Origin of the sequence: Bradyrhizobium japonicum USDA 6, assembly GCF_000284375.1 — a bacterium.
GTDB lineage: Bacteria > Pseudomonadota > Alphaproteobacteria > Rhizobiales > Xanthobacteraceae > Bradyrhizobium > Bradyrhizobium japonicum.
On the sequence record NC_017249.1, the window covers coordinates 4,379,778 to 4,395,530 of the forward strand.

Sequence of the window (15,753 nt, forward strand, 5' to 3'; positions counted from 1 at the left end):
GGGCTGGCTGCATGAGACACGTGGCCGCGGACGAGACTGCTGGCGACAGCGACGCAGATCCGCAAATTCCCCGAGGGACAAGGCGTAAGGCCGCCTCAGTTGGCGACCTCTATCATCATTGCCACCACGTCAGTGAATAGGTTTGCTCGGTGTGTTTGCGTCGCTGTTGTCGCTGGTCGAGAAGGTGATGCCTGAGCCCCGCCAATGTCGCGCACCAATATGCTCAAATTCGCAGCCAGCTATCCGGCGTTCGTCAAACTCGCACCAATCCGCCTTTGGTTGCGAGCTAATGAGCCACGCCTTACACGCCGTGTGACCGTGGACAAAGGCCAGAAGTCAGCTGCATGACCGAAGGCCAGATGGAACTCAACCGTCTTAGTATTGTTTTACCTCAACCCTCCAGCAGTCGGCGGGCTGGATAGGACCCGAATGGAAAAATCAGACCGCTTCGATGCTGCACAATCCAGCGAGGGGCGTTATCGGCTACTTGTTGAGGCGATCACCGACTACGCGATCTATATGCTGGATCGCGACGGGCATGTCACCAGCTGGAACCCGGGGGCGAAGCGCTTTAAGGGCTATGAGGCCGAGGAGATCATAGGGCACCACTTCTCGACATTCTATACGGAGACCGAGCGGGAGCAGAAAGTGCCTGCGTTGGCGCTGGAGGAGGCGGAGCGAACCGGACGCTTCGAGCGAGAGGGTTGGCGGGTGCGCAAGGACGGCACGCAGTTCTGGGCCCATGTCATCATTGACGCGATCCGCTCGCCTAAGGGCGAGCTTGTAGGTTTCGCCAAGATCACTCGGGATCTGACCGAGCGAAGGGCTGCCGAGGCCAAATTACGCGAAAGCGAGCAGCAGTTCCGGCTAATGGTCCAAAGTGTGACGGACTACGCCATCTACATGCTGGACGTGGAAGGCAACGTGGCGAGTTGGAACGCTGGAGCCCAGCGCATCAAGGGGTACGCTCCCGAAGAGATCATCGGTCGCCACTTCTCCAATTTCTATACGGAAGAGGATCGCGCCGCGGGCCTCCCGCGAACAGGCCTGCAGACCGCATCCCGTGACGGACGGTGGGAGCATGAAGGTCAAAGGGTACGAAAGGACGGCACTCGCTTTTGGGCGCATGTCGTGATCGACGCGATTCGAGACGACGACGGGAAGCTCGTAGGATTCGCCAAAGTGACCCGGGACATTACAGAACGGCGTGAGGCGGAAGCCGCGCTCCAGGCGGCGCAAGCAACGATGATCCGATCCCAGAAGCTGGAAGCGATCGGCCAACTTACTGGCGGCGTTGCCCACGACTTCAACAACTTGCTGCAGGTCATCAGCGGAAATCTGCAACTGCTTAGGAAAGATATCGCTGGTAATGCCCGGGCCGAGATGCGGGTCCAAAACGCCCTCGGAGGTGTGGCCCGAGGTTCTAAACTTGCCTCTCAACTGCTTGCCTTTGCAAGGCGACAGCCGCTGGAGCCAAGGGTAGTGAACGCGGGCCGTCTCATCAAGAACATGGATGAGATGCTTCGTCGCGCCCTCGGTGGGGAGATCGAAGTCGAGACGGTCGTCGCAGGTGGGCTGTGGAATAGCCTCATCGACCCGGATCAACTGGAAAATGCGGTCCTGAATCTTGCGATCAACGCCCGCGACGCGATGAACGGCGAAGGCCGGCTGACGATTGAAGCAAGTAATGCCTTCCTCGACGACGAATATGTCCGCCAGCATGACGAGTTGTCTGCGGGACAATACGTGATGATCGCGGTGACCGATACAGGCACCGGAATTCCGCCGGATATCCTGGAACGGGTCTATGAGCCATTCTTCACAACCAAGGCGGAGGACAAGGGTACGGGCTTGGGCCTCGCCATGGTTTACGGCTTTCTCAAGCAGTCCGGCGGACACGTGAAAATCTACAGCGAGGTAGGGGCCGGGACCACGGTGAAGCTGTACTTCCCGCGAGAGATGGCATCCGAAGATACTCTGGTGGGGGCTCCGACCGGAGAGGTTCAAGGCGGAGAGGAAACTGTCCTCGTGGTTGAGGATGACGATGAGGTTCGCGAGGTCGCGGTCTCGATGCTTACCGAGCTCGGCTACCGCGTGGTCAAGGCGCGAGATGCAGCGAGCGCACTCGTCGTTGTCGACAGCGGCATTCCAATAGACCTTATCTTCACCGACGTCATGATGCCTGGCAGCCTGCGTAGCCCGGACTTCGCAAGAAAAGCCAAGGAGCGTTTGCCAAACGTCGCCGTACTTTTCACATCCGGCTATACTCAGAACGCCATCGTGCACGGCGGGCGGCTCGATCCCGGGGTGGAACTCCTGGCCAAACCTTACACGCGCGAGGCGCTCGCGCGGAAAATCAGACACTTGCTGGCTAATCAAGCTCAAAGGCGCGTCGCTCAGGGATCGCAACACTCGGCCAACGAAAAGTCTTTCAAGGACGCGACCGTGTTGCTCGTCGAAGACGACGACCTCATCCGCCTGACGACAACAGAGATGCTAAACGATCTTGGATGCAACGTAAAAGAGGCCAGCACGGCTCAAGAGGCCTTGAAGATCCTGGATGAGCACCCCGTGGACATCTTACTTACCGATGTCGGACTCCCAGGAGTTTCCGGTCTAGAGCTCGCAAGGAATGTCTATGCGCGCCGGCCCGATCTTTGCCTAGTTCTCGCGACAGGTGACAGCGGATTGAAATCTGAAGCCGCGCGATTGGGCGCAATACTCGTCGTGAAGCCTTACACTCCGAAGTCTCTTCGTCAGGGTTTGGAACAGGCGATGAACAAGCGTCGCTGAATAGATAGGTCTCACTGGGTGAAGCAACTTAACCCCATGCGCTTTCAACATTGACGCTATACGATATTCAAAGTCCACGCTGATGCTGGCTGGGTAACGCCGAATGTGAGGTTAACGCTGCGCCGAATTACAGAAAGGCCGGCGCAACGTCCGATTTGGCACACAGCCGACCTTTTTGGGAAAGCCCGCGACGATTAGTTTTGACCCCAGGCGGACTACATCTCATCTGAAGACCAAGAACGTGGCACTGGTCAGCGCACTAACTGTGGCGTGAGATTTTGACGCAACTAGCGATGTAAGAATCACCAGTCCTTGAATGAAGGCTCACAAACCCAGAGAAATGTCCAATCGGCGGTGCGTCTCGCGCTCTCCGGAAGATATCGGCTCCGCACGGATGCCTTGATCGGGCTGGCGGACTGCCAAACGACCTCGAAGGTACCCGTCGCCGCCGGCTTCGAGAGATGATGATTGGTATTCATCACCAGCTCAAAACCACTTGGCGCCCCTTACGCGTTGTCCGTACATGGCTTGCCGGACCGCCTCGACATCGACCGTGCCGGCTTGGCTGACCGCCTGAGCCCGCATCCTGAAGCCGATGTAAGTCGCCTCCTTTTGATCGTTGGTGGTCGTGTCCCGTTGTTCGTTGAACTCCGTCCACATTCTGATGAACGCGTCGTTTCGATCGAGGTCGACACTGCGCAACTCATGTTCGCTGACGTGAGGGCCATGAACTGGATCTGACGGGCATCTACCTGTTGCTTTATCAATACGGCTTACATATGAGCGTTGGAATCCCCAGCGACCGTCGATATCATTGCGGTCTTTGGTCCAGCTGTGCCTAAAGCCTACCTCGCGCATTGGCTTCCCCGCGGCCGTTAGCGAATTACGGACATCGCGGGCTATGATTATACGCCCTAGCGCCACTCCGGCCCAAGTTCCTAAATCTTACGTTTGACTGGTCGACACGCCGATTGCTAACGAGCGGCTCTTTTCTCCGGGTCATCCCGGCGCTGCGCCATCTCTGTGTTTCGGTCGAGCTGCGCACGCTCGCTGCGGCGCAACCTTCCCGTCTTCATAACGCCATACAGAATTGTGCCACCCAAGATGAAGGCGCCAATAAACATCATCCAGAGCGCCGTCACTGAGGTATCGCCGAGTAGCATTCCGACGCCACTGTTTCCCATTTTCGCTCTCGCTGTTTGTCTCAAGAACCAAACCCGCATCGGAGCGGAGGTTCCTGTGGAGCTCGCAGCAAGCCTTCCGACTCGAAATCCCATCTCTTTTTGCAGCCCCCAAAGGTACGTTGGCGATCGGCAAGCCGTTTTCGGTCGACCAGTTGAGGGCTAAATTGCGGATCGCGGCTCCTTTAGCGACCAAGCCAGCTTGTACGGTCTCGGCGCTTAGGCACAATTCATGAGGCCCGACGTTAGAAACGAATGGAGGACCACCCGACCGAACACACTGAGGGCGATGTGCTGGACAAACTCCGGCGCCACATCCGCATTTTGGTCGATATCGGTCGTCTTTCGGTTGAAGACCCCGGAGCAGAACGCTTCTTGGACCAAGCCGTGCTGCAAATTGCCCGCGCCGTGGAAATCCACCATGTTAAGGTGCTTCAATATCGTCCAGACACGTCCGATCTTCTGTTGATTGCGGGAGTCGGCTGGAAGGATGGTGCCGTCCGCACCGCCACGCTGTCGGCCGACCTCCGCTCGCCGCCTGGCCGCGCCTTCCAAACGGCCGAGCCTGTCAGCATCAGAGATTTCGCCGATCAGAACGAATTTGTTCGTTCCGAGTTCTTGGCGGAGCATGGCATTGTGGCTGTCAGCAACGTCCCGATCCTCATCGGCGGCGCCGCATGGGGCGTGCTGGAGGTGGACAGTACAAAGCCGAGAGACTTCTCGCAGGATACGACCGAGTTTCTGACCGCCGCCGCCGCGCTGATAGGTGCTGTGCTCCGTCGCGGTGCGCATCCGGACGAACATGCAAGCCTTATGGCTGCGGTCGCGGAAGCTAAAAAGGGGCAGATCTTGCTTCGAGAGATGCAACATCGGGTCAAGAACAATTTTCAGCTCGTCCTGTCCTCGATTTCCATCCAGAAGCGCCGCTATCTTGATCCAGAATCACACCGCGCTCTGGACCACGTGGCCAGCCGCATCAACGCCATCTCGCTCGCACATGATCAGCTTGCCCCTCGCCAAGAAGGGCAGATCGTCAGACTTTCCCATTACATCCGGGCTCTTTGCAGCGCGATCCGGAATCAGGTGGATGAGGTTGAAGTAGACGTCGAGTGTGACGAACTCGAGTTGGCGATCGACCGCGCCCTCCCGGTTGGCCTCATTTTAAATGAGACTGCGATGAACAGCATCAAACATGCGTTCGGTGCAGAGGGAGGCAGGATCAGCGTAAGTTTAGTGGGAGGCGTCGGCTACGGCGAGGCCCGATTGACAGTGACAGACAACGGTCGCGGCATTCAACATCCTAACGAAAACGGGTCGGGCCTTAAGCTGATTACCTCTCTGGCGAGACAAATTGGCGGTACCGTCGACCAGACCAGCAGCGACGCGGGTACAACAACAACGCTTACATTCCCTTTGATATCGTAAAGTGGGACCTGCTGAGGCAGGCACGGGATAGGCGGCGCCTCGGCTAGTCGGCCGAGGGTACACCTGCGGACCACAAGCCCACATCGTCGCTGAGGTGGGGTAGTCGGGTTGTGACCCGTCAGCGAAGTAGCGTCGCACCTCGTTGAGGTCCGCTCAGTGAGGCACGGCGGACTAGATTTGCTCAGGTTGAGTTCTTCGCATCTTGAACCGAAGCGGACCACAGTGCCGACGCGGGTGAAGCGGTAAAAGCAAGGCCCGGCCTGAAATCACAGGCCCCGTGCCTGCGTGTTTTCGCTGGGCAATGGACGTCTGTGACAACACCTCAGCACGAACCTGGGCGACGCCACGGTTGGTAAACCCCAAGCTACGCGCGGCGGCGAGCGAGAGGTCGATGACGCGACTGCGAATCCATGGTCCGCGATCAGTGATACGAACGACCACCGATTTGCTGCTCTTAGGGTCAGTAACGCGAACATGCGTGCCGAGCGGCAGATTGCGATGAGCTGCAGTTAGCGAATCCCGATCGAACGTTGTGCCGCTCGCTGCAGCTTTCATCGACGACGCCGCAATCGCGAGGTCGAAAAGCCCTGTGACGTCTGAAAAACCTTAAGTTTGCGAGGCATTCAGGTCCAATAATCCGCGATGCAGCTTGGTTCCCGATCTTGGAAGGTCAGTTCCGAAATTGGAACGTCCGGCTCTGGAGTTCGTTTAGCCGGAATAGGAGAAGCGCCATGATCCTCGAAAGCTTCGATCGCCGCACACTGGCAAGCATGGAAGCCGTTCTCGAACGGCTCTGTCAAGGCAGGCCGGACGGCGTCAATCATGAACTAAGATCTTTCATCGCGGACAGCCTTGTCCAGTGTGCAAGGAAGGGGCAGACAACGCTCGGCGCCTTGACCGAAGCAGGAGAAGCCGCGCTGGCACGCTGGGCAATCTCGGATAGGAAACAGGCCTGAGCCAAAAGCGGATCGCTTCCTCGGTCTGGGACGCGGCTGCTTCCTTACCGGCGCGCGGTAGCCAGCGCCATACGCCCAGCACGTTGATCAGAAGAAGGACGGCGTTCTGGATGATGAGCGAGCTCTTTGGCTCAATTATTCCATCGGCGTACTCGCCCGGCGCCGGCATCGGCTGGCACAAGGATCGCCCCGTCTTTGGCGATGTTGCAGGCATTTCAGTGCTCTCTTCCTGCACCCTCAGGCTGCGCAGACGAACTGAAAAGGGCTTCGAGAGGAACACTCTCGTTGCCGAGCCGCGCTCCATATACCTTCTCGGCGGTCCATCGCGCACCGAATGGCAGCACAGCAGTCCCGGCGTCGAAAGCCTGCGCTACTCGGTCACGTTTCGTAACGTGCTCGAAGAAGGTGAATCCTAGTGGCGCGCGTATCCACATTGCCGAAGCGGCTCCAGCCCATGCTCGCGACACTGACCGACGCGCCGTTCGACGATAAGGGCTGGATATTCGAGGACAAGTATGACGGCTTCCGGATGGTCGCAAACATCGACAGCGGCAAGGTTACTCTCTACAGCCGCAACGGCAAGATCATCAGCCATAGCTATATCGAAGTCGCCCAGGCCCTCGAAGGTGTCAAAGGCGATGCCGTCATCGACGGAGAACTCGTAGCGATCGGCAAAGACGGCGTATCGCATTTTCAGCTCCTGCAGAATGCGCTGCGCCATGAAGCAAAGCTGCAGTACTTTGCCTTCGACCTGATGTTTCAGGATGGCGAAGACCTTCGTGGCCTGCCGCTCACGGAGCGGAAGAAGCGCCTTAAGGGTATCCTGCCGAAGCACAGGCTCATCGGGTTCAGTCGCGACCGAAAGACTTCGGGCGTGAAAGTTTTCGAGGAGGCCGAGCGCAAGGGTCTTGAAGGCATCATGGCAAAACGCGCCGACAGCAAGTACCTATCAGGCGCGCGAACCGACGACTGGCTGAAGATCAAAACCTCGAAACGCCAGGAAGTGGTGATCGCGGGATTTACGGCGCCGCGGAGGACGAGACCGTTTTTCGGCGCACTTACACTTGCGCTGCGGGAAGGAGATGGCTGGCGTTATATCGGCCATGTCGGGACCGGCTTCAGCCACGAAACACTCGGAGAGCTGCACAAAAGGCTCATCAAGCTCAAAGCCGCCAAATCTCCTTTCGGCAAAAAGGTGAAGGACGAAGCGGTCACCACCTGGGTGAAGCCGCAACTCGTTGCCGAGGTAAAATTTACCGAGTGGACGAGCTCCGGCGAGATGCGGCACCCCGTTTATCTCGGCCTGAGAAAAGACAAGCAGGCAAAAGACGTCGTCATGGAGCGCGAGAAGCCGCGAGGATGACGCGGCATGTCAGCCCGGCTGAGCGGTGAGCATCCTTGTCTCGTTAATCCCATGAATAGGAACGAGCACCTTCGCGCATGATTGTCATCATCCACGAAGTGAAAGGACGTTCACATGGCAGACGAGCAGAATCCCAACAAGCAGCAGACCCCTGGACAGCAGAACCAGCAGGGCAATCAGGGCGGCCAGCAAGGTCAGAACCCGAATCAGAAGCCGGGCCAGCAAAACCAGGACCCGGGCCAAAACAAGCAAGGCGGCGAAAAGGGCGGCCAGCAGGGCGGCCAGAAGCCGTAAAGTAACAAAAGCCCGGCTTCGGCCGGGCTTTCCGTTTGTGTCGTGATTGCCTGACCTATTTACGGTTCTTGTCGAGCGTCTGCGCCATTTCGAGATGGTGCTTCAGTGCCGCCAGGGTTTTACCAGCCCAGTCCTTCAGCTTGGCATCGTCGCCGCCATTCGAGTAACGCTCGAACAGCGAGACCGCATCCTTATGAGCGCTCACCTGCATGGCGTCGTATTCCGACGCAAAATCCTCGGGTTTGGCCTCGCGCAGCTTTGTGATCTTCTTCTGCGACGCGTCATTGAGCGAAGCCGGGATCGCGGCTTTCAGGGTGTCGGGGACCATCGATTTGAGTTCGCTGCTCGTCTTGGTGTGGTCTTTCACCATCATTTCCGCAAACTGTTTCTCGTCCGCATTGCCCTTCTGCTGCGCGATCTTGGCCGCTTCGATCTCCGTCATGTCGCTCATGGCGGCTTCCTTGATGAAGTCTTCGGTCTTCGGCGCAATTCCAAGAGTGGAATTCACGCCGGTCTTCTCGCCGACCGACTGCGCAAAGGAGGGTGAGGCAAAGACTGCGAGCACGGCAAATGCAAGGGCTGCTTTTTTCATGAAAGTCGTCCTCTGGAGGATAATCGCGCGATCAACCTTCGTTCAGGATCAAAGTTCCTGGGTACAAAGGGACGAGCACGACGCCGGCCCGAGAGGAGGGAGACCGGGGCCGCTTGCCCGGGCAATGAGCATGCCGGACGTTCCGGCATACACTGGCAATGCCAAGGCAAGCTCTGCCGTTCCTAAACGTGGTTCGGCCCAACGTTCAAACAGGGGTATGCGCTGTGTGCACTTTTGGACCGAGACGTGCGGGCGATCATCATGGGGCCCGAGCGAGCACCGCCCGGCTGCCATGCGAAGCGTCCGCGCGCATGCGGGCTACCAGTGCCTGTCACGCCGACCAGCGAACCTGCTCTTCCCGGTGAGCCTGCTCGTTCAATCTCTCAGCGAGCTGATCCGCAAGTTCGTCCGTGTCGGCGGTCGCTATGGGCTCGCCTTTTGCGTAGCTTTTGCTTGTCTGCTTCGATCGGAAAATCATCGGGAGTTAATGCGGGTTCTTTGCTCATGTCACCCTCATGCGGCTGGCACCTGCAGACGTGGAACGCTTGGTCTCAAGGCCAGTTGCAAGCGAACTTCAATATGTTGGAAAGCCAACGTTAAAGTGCGAAGGAGATTGCGTTTATCGCGGTCGCCTCGCCCCGAGGTGGGGGACGATGAATGAAAAATGGTTTATGTGGCAGGAGGTCTGACTATGCGGCGGCTTTTGGCGCGACCCTAGACCGAAGATGTAGAGAAGCGGTTGAGGCAAATGGCGGAAGCCGGGCGACCGGAATTGGAACGACTCAAAGGCAGCCCCGTTAGCCGCCGAGCTTCACAGCGGTGATGCGATTAACTCAAAACATTGGAGAAGCGCAAATGGCGAAAGAGCCGAAGACTCTCGACGACCTGTTCCACGATACTCTCAAGGATATCTACTTCGCTGAGAAGAAAATCCTGGCCACCCTGCCGAAGATGGCAAAGGCAGCTCAGAACGAAGAACTGAAAGCAGCATTCGAAAAACACCGCACCGAGACGGAGGGCCAGATCGAGCGACTGGAGAAGGTGTTCGCGGTGATCGAGAAGAAACCGCAGGGTAAAACCTGTGCCGCGATCGTCGGTATCACAGAAGAGGGCGCCGAGATCATGGAAGAATATAAGGGCTCGCCCGCTCTCGACGCCGGCCTCCTTGCCGCCGCTCAGGCCGTCGAGCACTATGAGATTTCTCGCTACGGCACGATGATTGCTTGGGCCGAAGAGCTTGGCCTCGACGATGCCGTCTCACTCCTTGAGGAAACCCTCGAAGAGGAAGAGGCGACCGACGAGGCTCTGACTGAAATCGCAAAGACAGCGATCAATCAGGAGGCTGAAGCAGCCTAACACTTACGATGAACTAGAAACTGCCCCGCAATACGGGGCGTTTTTTTATTCCGTCCCCTCCAGGCCGCGGGCGCCTGGTTCCATTCCCTTGACAGTGAATTTCAGACATTCGCCACAAAGCTTGGCGACACCTCCGACAGTCCCCGCATCGAGGCTGCCGTGACCCGCCATTCACTCTGAGATCTACGTCAGCGCTATGTTATCAAGGGCAGCCGCTCGAAGGGCGGGGGAATCAAGTTTGCGGCGACCTACATAGGTGAAACGCTGGGCAATCCGTCGGGCGGTCTGAAACGAGGCTCCGTCTATGAAGGCCGGTTGAATCTCGCTGTCGACGTCGAGTTTGGAAAGCTCGCGGGCGTGCGCGATCCATGCCAACATGTTCCAGATCCACGGCGGCGGCTTATCGCGTGGCGCGCTGCTAAACTTCATGGATGTCAGCGGCATCGAGGCGTTGCCGTCGACCCGCCTTTACGAAGCCTGGTTCGAACGCAAATGGGGGACCATGCTTGCCCTTCGTGCGGGGCAGCTCGCGGCCGATACAGAATTCATGACCGCGCAATACACGGAAGTGTTCACGAATGCGTCGCTCGGCTGGCCGGCAGGACTTTTGCTACCTTCCGAGCGGCGGTCCTTCGCCGCCGCTGGCTGCTCTCGGTGCCCGGCTGCGCGCCGACATCACAGATAATCTGACGGTGCTGGGCGCGATCTTCAACGGCGACTCGGCAGGGCCGGGCGCGGACGACCCGCAGCTCCGCAACCGCTATGGTGTCAACTTTCGCATCAACGACCCGCCGCTCGCGCTCGGCGAAATGCAATTTCTTTGGAACGGAAAAAGGCGACCCGGGACTGGACGGAAAGTTGAAGCTAGGCGCATGGCGCCATTTCAGGATGTTTAGCGATCAGCGCTTCGACTGGATGGGGGTCTCGCTTGCGGACCCCGCGTCGAGCGGAATGCCGGGACTCATGCGCGGAGACTTCGGGGTATATTCGGTGTTTGAGCAGAAACTGTATCGTGTCGGTGCGGACGACGATCGCGCCATCGGCGTTTTCGCGCGCGCTTCATACAGGCCGCCTGACCGGAACGTCATCGATTATTACGCGGACACGGGCCTAGAATTCGTCGGCCTATCGGACGGGCGGCCGAAGGACAAGTTCGGTTTAGCAATGGCGTACGCTCACGTCTCGCCCCGCGCCCGCGCCCTCGATTTCGACTTCCGAAGATTACTGACGCCTGATTGGCCCCCGCGCAGTTTCGAAGGCCTTGTCACCGCCGTGTACCAGTACGAGCTGCGTGCCGGATGGACGCTGCAGCCGAACTTTCAGTTCATCGTGCGACCGGGCGGCGGCGCGACGGGCCCGCTCTCCGCTTTTCCCGGCAAGGCTCTTAAAAACGCGGAAGTCTTCGGTCTTCGAACCGTGCTTAAGTTCTGACGCGAGCGTCAGCGGCGCCTCGGTCGCGCGCCACTGACGCAATGGCCCCTTACCGCAATAGAAGAATCAAGATGATCAGCGGGATCGGAATTCCAAGGAGCCAGAGTAAAATCGGCATGATGTTTCCTTTCGTTTATCGGCGGCGTTTCCAGGTGCCGTCGCGAAGGCCGCCGCCTTCGGTGGCTGCAAGGCTGGCGCAGAAGGCGCCGAGAAGAAGCGAAGCCGTGATCCAGAATGCGAGCGAAGCGGTTGCTTTGCGTGCGGCATCGATGTCGGCCTTAATCTGCGTGACGACGTCATTGACGCGCTTTTCCGCGTCCTGCTGGCTCAGGCCCGTTCGGGCGGCCACGACCTTGACGGTGTAATCGCGGTCAGGTGCCTTGAGTTCGCCGCCGTTGCGAAAACTTCGCGTGAAAAGGCGGACTACCTCGCCGCGGGCATCGGCGGGGTTAGCGTTTTGTGCTGCGGGATCGCCCCGCAGGATAGTGTCGACATAACCGTCCATCGGACTGCTAGATTGAGCGGCGCTCGTGACGGCCCCCTGGCTTACCCCGGCTGCGGTGCCGCCAATTAGGCTTGTCGCCGGGCTGGCGAGCACGGCGGCGCCGAGTACCGAAGCTAAAGCCCACGCGATAAACCCGTGCGCCGTATCTCGGAAGTAAACTTCATCCGCATGCACGCCCTCCCATGCCGTGCGCAGACGCCCGGCGAGATACCCGCCGATCGACGACGAGATCATGGCGATGACGATCAGATAAAGCCCGGTCGTAATTTTGAAAGTGGTGGCCGAAACGCCTGAGCCTGCCCACGGCGAGATTGCGCTAAGGCCAAGTCCTGTGCCGAAGGCGAGCAGTACGAGGGTCATCGCGCACGCGACGACCGCGCCCGCGATGATGGAAGGCCAGGACACGCCCGTTCCCGGCGAACCCGCGGGCCCTCCCGGTGCAACCACGACAGTATCGATCATCATATTCGCTCCGCAAATGACCGCGCCGCGCGCCGTCTGCCGCAATAATGAGCATGCGAGGGGTTAGTTCCTGGCGAATGGAACTTTAGGGCGCAGTACCGATTAATCCCGGCGGCTGACACAGGGGCGACATTCATGAAGGGCAAAGCAAAAGCTAAAGAGCCGTCCGCGGTTTCGAAGTTTTTCGGCGACCTCGCCAACAAAACTTCGCTGGCGGCAGGCCGGGCTTCAACGTTCATTATCGCGGCCGGCATCGTCATCGTATGGGCGGTAAGCGGACCGCTCTTCGGTTTCTCCGATACGTGGCAGCTGGTGATCAACACAGGAACGACCATCGTCACGTTCCTGATGGTGTTTCTCATCCAGAATTCTCAAAACCGCGATAGCGCCGCGATCCAGGTCAAGCTCGACGAATTGATCCGGGTCGGCGCGGCCCGGAATTCATTGGTCGGTATCGAACATCTGACGGACGACGAGATCGAGGATCTGCGCGGCAAATGCGAGGCGAGGGCGCGCGCTGAAAAATCGGCCGACAAGAGTGTCGACAAAACGCGGAAGTCGGCGCGACGGGCCGCAGAAAAGGTCGCAACTTGATGCGGGCGGGCACTCAGTCAGCGAGGCCCGCCGCCCAAAGCATCGACGCAATCCTTCGCCTTGAAAAGCAGGATGAAGAAACTCTGGCGGTTCATCACCGTCTGTTTCACTGGATCGGCTGGTTCGTCGGCACCATTCAGTTTATCGTTCTTCAATGCGCGTTCGTGATCGGCTGGATCATCCTCAGCCACTTTTTCCCGCATCACGCTTTCGACGAATATCCGTTCCCGCTGCTCGCGACGATCCTCGCGCTCGAAGCCGTTCTCCTCACCTCCTGCGTGCTGATCCGCCAAAGCCTGATCGACCGAACTCTGGAACGGCGCGATCACCTGGAGCTGCAGATCAATCTCCTTGCAGAGAGGGAGGCGACCCAGTCGTTGCGCATATTGCAGCGCATCGCGAAGAAATTGGATGTCGAGGACATCGAGAATGGTAGGCCGGATGAGCTTGCAAGCGAGACGTCGGTTGATCAGATAGCGCAAGACTTGAAAGACCGCCAGGACGAAGACGCGAAGCAGTAGACGGTTACGAGAGGCCACGCTTTCGACCGTTCCCACCCTTCGATCGCGTATCGATGCGCCCTTCTCGGTTTTGGACCACGTCTAAACCGCCTTACGTGATGTCAGCTCGATACCGCTCGTTTGTCTTGCGCCTTGGACTGCCGCCTTGGCCTCCGGCATGGAAACGGGTCAGGTGATCTGCTCCATGGTGCACTGTTTCGGTGCCAACGAACCAGCCGGGTTCATCCTAACGACCATCCTCGGGATCGTTGGTGCCTTCGTTGCGACTTACCTTGGGCAAGCCCCTGGCTGGTATCGTCCTGGCGAAGGCACAGGATTGATCGGCGCCGTGGTCGACGCGGTCATCGTGCTGCTTGTCTATGGCTTTGTGGTCGGCAGACAACGGCGCACAATCTGAGAAGACACCTCAGGGGTGCACTCCGCACCTCGCTGCAGATCCACGTGATCACGACCACCGCAACCTTAGCCCGGCTGGGGGGACCCTACTTTGGCGGTGGCTGCCTCGGCGGCATCCATGCCGGTTTGCTTTACCCTATCCAGGGCTTCGGCACCTTTGTCGCCGACTTCTGCGATCACTGTATCTGAGGCTTCACGCAAGGCCTGCGATACCGCGCCGGCGCGACGATTAAGGTCGGCCTTCATTTCGTCGGCGACTTTGCCGATATATTCGTTCTCAATTTCGGAAGCGCGAAACGCGCCTGCGACTGCTGCCCCGATCGCCATGCCCACAATCCCAAGCACCAGGGGTTGTCTTTCAAGCAACTCAGTTAGTGACGATTGCGCACCGGTGAGTGCTTCCTTACCTGGAAGCGCATTGCCGAGCTTGCCAAAGTTCTCCTGCAAGAAGGCGACGCCATCGTCGAACCGATCCTGAACGCTGTCGGCAGCTCCTGAGACTGCGTCGGAAGCCGCTGCGGTGGCGCCGCGCAAAGTTTCGCCGACGCCCAGCGATCCCTCGTCGTCCATTTCAGGTGCCGTTGGAGGCGCCACAGTCTGCTTAATAGCCGATGCTGGCGACCTGAGAGGACTCGTTCCAGCATCGGCCACGGGTGAAACTGCATCCACAGCCGAGCGGGTCGCGGTCTTCAGCTTCTGGTCGCCAGCCAACAGCCAAAGCGCTCCACCTCCGATAAGCGCCGCGGCAAGGGGGTTTTCCCGGGCCGCCGTCACCAAATTGTCGATAAAGCCGCTCTTTGTGTTGCTCATCGCACCATTCCTTTCATGGTGTCCTTATCCTTTTCAAGCTGGCCGATCGTTTCTTTAGGTGCCAGATTGCGCATATCAAGTCGTTTGACGCCGACTGCAAAGAGCACGGCAGAGATTACCGCCGCTATGAACGCCGATGCCAGATACGATACCGGTTGTGACCATCCTGCGGAGACCAACGCCGCGGACAGGGCAAACAGTGCCATGACGATCGCCGGAATCACCAGAACGGCACCGCCTGCAATCAAACCCAGCGCGCCACCGAGTTTCTGAAGCTTGTCGACAACCTCCGCCTTGGCCAAGTCTATTTCGTTCTGGAAGAGCTTGGCAAACTGCGACATGGTATCGCCCAACAGCGTCGAGACGGCCCGAAACTCGCCCCGGCTAGTTTTGATATCGTGCTCGATACTCATCGTACGGTGTTGCCCTGTGAGGATGACGTTTGTTGCGAACTCGGACTAGGCCGCGCGGAACTCGCCGAGAACAGGGGGCCATCGGACTTCTGAACGTCTTCCGACGACGATTTATCCGTTGTGCCGCTCCGCTTCGATGATGACGATTGCTCGCCAGATGCTTTTAGGAAGCGGACTGCTGCGAATCCTGCCAGCACAGATATTCCGAGAAAGGCCGCGGGCTGACGCTTGGCGAAATCAGTTGCGCCTTCGACGAGATCCCGGAAGCTCCCGTCGCGGATCTTCTGGGCGGCTTCTTCGACATAGTCGGCAGCAGAACCGATGCCGCGTGCAGCGAACGGTACGTCGCTCTCGAATGCTCGGCCGGCTTCTCGCATATTGCCTGCGAGGCGTTCAACGAAATCTGCGCCCGACCGCTGCTGCTCTAGGGCCTGGCTTTGGATCTGGTCCACAGTCCCTTCCGTCACCCCTTTGGCTGCATCCGCCGCTTCACTGAATTTGTCCCGCGCGAGATCGGCCGTTGCTTGCAAGGCATCGCCAGCGCGCTGCTTCATCTCTGCTCCGGCTTCACCGATCTGTTCATTCAGATCCTTCGAGGGTCCCTTGTCTCGGTTAGGCGCGAACTGCGTAATGTTGTTCGGGTCCACATCGTTCATGATGG

Annotated in this window: 20 protein-coding genes and 1 pseudogene; 12 read left to right on the forward strand and 9 right to left on the reverse strand. The window is 58.7% G+C overall.

The genetic code is table 11. The features are described 5' to 3' along the window. The first annotated feature begins 429 nt into the window (after positions 1–429). A complete protein-coding gene (locus BJ6T_RS20505) occupies positions 430–2,793 on the forward strand; it encodes a hybrid sensor histidine kinase/response regulator (RefSeq protein ID WP_014494386.1) in 2,364 nt (787 codons plus the stop codon). Positions 2,794–3,279: 486 nt separating this feature from the next. Here BJ6T_RS20505 and BJ6T_RS47325 read toward each other — a convergent pair whose 3' ends face one another. Together BJ6T_RS47325 and BJ6T_RS20515 are read right to left on the reverse strand one after the other, a co-directional pair. Next, positions 3,280–3,651 carry a transporter substrate-binding protein gene (locus BJ6T_RS47325; protein ID WP_014494387.1) on the reverse strand — a complete coding sequence of 124 codons (372 nt, stop codon included), beginning with the start codon at positions 3,649–3,651 and terminating at the stop codon, positions 3,280–3,282. Between the two features lie 116 nt (positions 3,652–3,767). Then, the gene (locus tag BJ6T_RS20515; RefSeq protein WP_014494388.1) at positions 3,768–3,977 is read right to left on the reverse strand and encodes a hypothetical protein; all 210 of its coding nucleotides are present in this window, start codon (positions 3,975–3,977) and stop codon (positions 3,768–3,770) included. Positions 3,978–4,265: 288 nt separating this feature from the next. Here BJ6T_RS20515 and BJ6T_RS20520 point away from each other — a divergent pair, with 288 nt between their 5' ends. After that, the gene (locus BJ6T_RS20520; RefSeq protein WP_240537985.1) at positions 4,266–5,399 is read left to right on the forward strand and encodes a sensor histidine kinase; all 1,134 of its coding nucleotides are present in this window, start codon (positions 4,266–4,268) and stop codon (positions 5,397–5,399) included. Between the two features lie 171 nt (positions 5,400–5,570). Here the strand turns inward: BJ6T_RS20520 and BJ6T_RS43715 are convergent, their stop codons facing one another. Next, complete coding sequence (locus tag BJ6T_RS43715) at positions 5,571–5,954, reverse strand: septal ring lytic transglycosylase RlpA family protein (protein WP_080593881.1); 384 nt, start codon at positions 5,952–5,954, stop codon at positions 5,571–5,573. A 176-nt stretch (positions 5,955–6,130) separates the two neighbouring features. Between BJ6T_RS43715 and BJ6T_RS20525 the strand changes: the two genes are divergently transcribed. The 4 genes from BJ6T_RS20525 to BJ6T_RS20540 all read left to right on the forward strand — a co-directional run bounded on the left by BJ6T_RS20525 (position 6,131) and on the right by BJ6T_RS20540 (position 8,012). Then, positions 6,131–6,355 (forward strand): hypothetical protein, encoded by a 225-nt coding sequence (locus BJ6T_RS20525; protein ID WP_014494390.1) that lies wholly within the window; start codon positions 6,131–6,133, stop codon positions 6,353–6,355. 110 nt (positions 6,356–6,465) lie between these two features. Continuing rightward, positions 6,466–6,771, forward strand: a complete 306-nt coding sequence (locus BJ6T_RS20530; RefSeq protein ID WP_014494391.1) for an alpha-ketoglutarate-dependent dioxygenase AlkB — start codon at positions 6,466–6,468, stop codon at positions 6,769–6,771. After that, entirely contained in the window at positions 6,771–7,718 is a 948-nt protein-coding gene (ligD, locus tag BJ6T_RS20535; RefSeq protein WP_014494392.1) for a non-homologous end-joining DNA ligase, read from the forward strand. The genes BJ6T_RS20530 and ligD overlap by 1 nt, the downstream gene beginning before the upstream one ends. 114 nt (positions 7,719–7,832) lie before the next feature. Beyond that, complete coding sequence (locus BJ6T_RS20540; protein WP_014494393.1) at positions 7,833–8,012, forward strand: hypothetical protein; 180 nt, start codon at positions 7,833–7,835, stop codon at positions 8,010–8,012. Positions 8,013–8,067: 55 nt separating this feature from the next. Here BJ6T_RS20540 and BJ6T_RS20545 read toward each other — a convergent pair whose 3' ends face one another. Further along, positions 8,068–8,604, reverse strand: coding sequence for a DUF4142 domain-containing protein (locus BJ6T_RS20545; RefSeq protein WP_014494394.1), 537 nt, complete (start codon positions 8,602–8,604; stop codon positions 8,068–8,070). Positions 8,605–9,459: 855 nt separating this feature from the next. Between BJ6T_RS20545 and BJ6T_RS20550 the strand changes: the two genes are divergently transcribed. Further along, positions 9,460–9,960 carry a YciE/YciF ferroxidase family protein gene (locus tag BJ6T_RS20550; RefSeq protein ID WP_014494395.1) on the forward strand — a complete coding sequence of 167 codons (501 nt, stop codon included), beginning with the start codon at positions 9,460–9,462 and terminating at the stop codon, positions 9,958–9,960. A 183-nt stretch (positions 9,961–10,143) separates the two neighbouring features. On the opposite strand, the gene BJ6T_RS48470 is transcribed toward BJ6T_RS20550, so the two are convergent. Beyond that, positions 10,144–10,404, reverse strand: a complete 261-nt coding sequence (locus BJ6T_RS48470; RefSeq protein WP_014494396.1) for a hypothetical protein — start codon at positions 10,402–10,404, stop codon at positions 10,144–10,146. Here BJ6T_RS48470 and BJ6T_RS49160 point away from each other — a divergent pair. Beyond that, a complete protein-coding gene (locus BJ6T_RS49160) occupies positions 10,337–10,645 on the forward strand; it encodes a carbohydrate porin (protein WP_052334724.1) in 309 nt (102 codons plus the stop codon). The two genes, BJ6T_RS48470 and BJ6T_RS49160, sit on opposite strands and share 68 nt — an antisense overlap. After that, positions 10,539–11,391: pseudogene (locus BJ6T_RS49400) on the forward strand (carbohydrate porin). The gene BJ6T_RS49160 and the pseudogene BJ6T_RS49400 overlap by 107 nt, the downstream one beginning before the upstream one ends. Positions 11,392–11,524: 133 nt before the next feature. On the opposite strand, the gene BJ6T_RS20560 reads toward BJ6T_RS49400, so the two are convergent. Continuing rightward, positions 11,525–12,358 carry a hypothetical protein gene (locus BJ6T_RS20560; protein WP_014494399.1) on the reverse strand — a complete coding sequence of 278 codons (834 nt, stop codon included), beginning with the start codon at positions 12,356–12,358 and terminating at the stop codon, positions 11,525–11,527. Between the two features lie 135 nt (positions 12,359–12,493). Between BJ6T_RS20560 and BJ6T_RS20565 the strand changes: the two genes are divergently transcribed. The 3 genes from BJ6T_RS20565 to BJ6T_RS20575 all read left to right on the forward strand — a co-directional run bounded on the left by BJ6T_RS20565 (position 12,494) and on the right by BJ6T_RS20575 (position 13,870). Beyond that, positions 12,494–12,952, forward strand: coding sequence for a low affinity iron permease family protein (locus tag BJ6T_RS20565; protein ID WP_014494400.1), 459 nt, complete (start codon positions 12,494–12,496; stop codon positions 12,950–12,952). After that, a complete protein-coding gene (locus tag BJ6T_RS20570; protein ID WP_014494401.1) occupies positions 12,952–13,473 on the forward strand; it encodes a DUF1003 domain-containing protein in 522 nt (173 codons plus the stop codon). Before BJ6T_RS20565 ends, BJ6T_RS20570 begins: the two co-directional genes overlap by 1 nt. 157 nt (positions 13,474–13,630) lie before the next feature. Further along, positions 13,631–13,870, forward strand: coding sequence for a GlsB/YeaQ/YmgE family stress response membrane protein (locus BJ6T_RS20575; protein ID WP_028170171.1), 240 nt, complete (start codon positions 13,631–13,633; stop codon positions 13,868–13,870). A gap of 65 nt (positions 13,871–13,935) precedes the next feature. On the opposite strand, the gene BJ6T_RS20580 is transcribed toward BJ6T_RS20575, so the two are convergent. From BJ6T_RS20580 to BJ6T_RS20590, 3 genes are read right to left on the reverse strand one after another with little or no spacing between them, the layout of a single operon-like run. Beyond that, positions 13,936–14,679, reverse strand: coding sequence for a hypothetical protein (locus BJ6T_RS20580; RefSeq protein ID WP_014494403.1), 744 nt, complete (start codon positions 14,677–14,679; stop codon positions 13,936–13,938). After that, positions 14,676–15,092, reverse strand: coding sequence for a phage holin family protein (locus BJ6T_RS20585; protein ID WP_014494404.1), 417 nt, complete (start codon positions 15,090–15,092; stop codon positions 14,676–14,678). Before BJ6T_RS20585 ends, BJ6T_RS20580 begins: the two co-directional genes overlap by 4 nt. Beyond that, positions 15,089–15,748 carry a hypothetical protein gene (locus BJ6T_RS20590; protein WP_014494405.1) on the reverse strand — a complete coding sequence of 220 codons (660 nt, stop codon included), beginning with the start codon at positions 15,746–15,748 and terminating at the stop codon, positions 15,089–15,091. The genes BJ6T_RS20585 and BJ6T_RS20590 overlap by 4 nt, the downstream gene beginning before the upstream one ends. Positions 15,749–15,753: the final 5 nt, after the last annotated feature.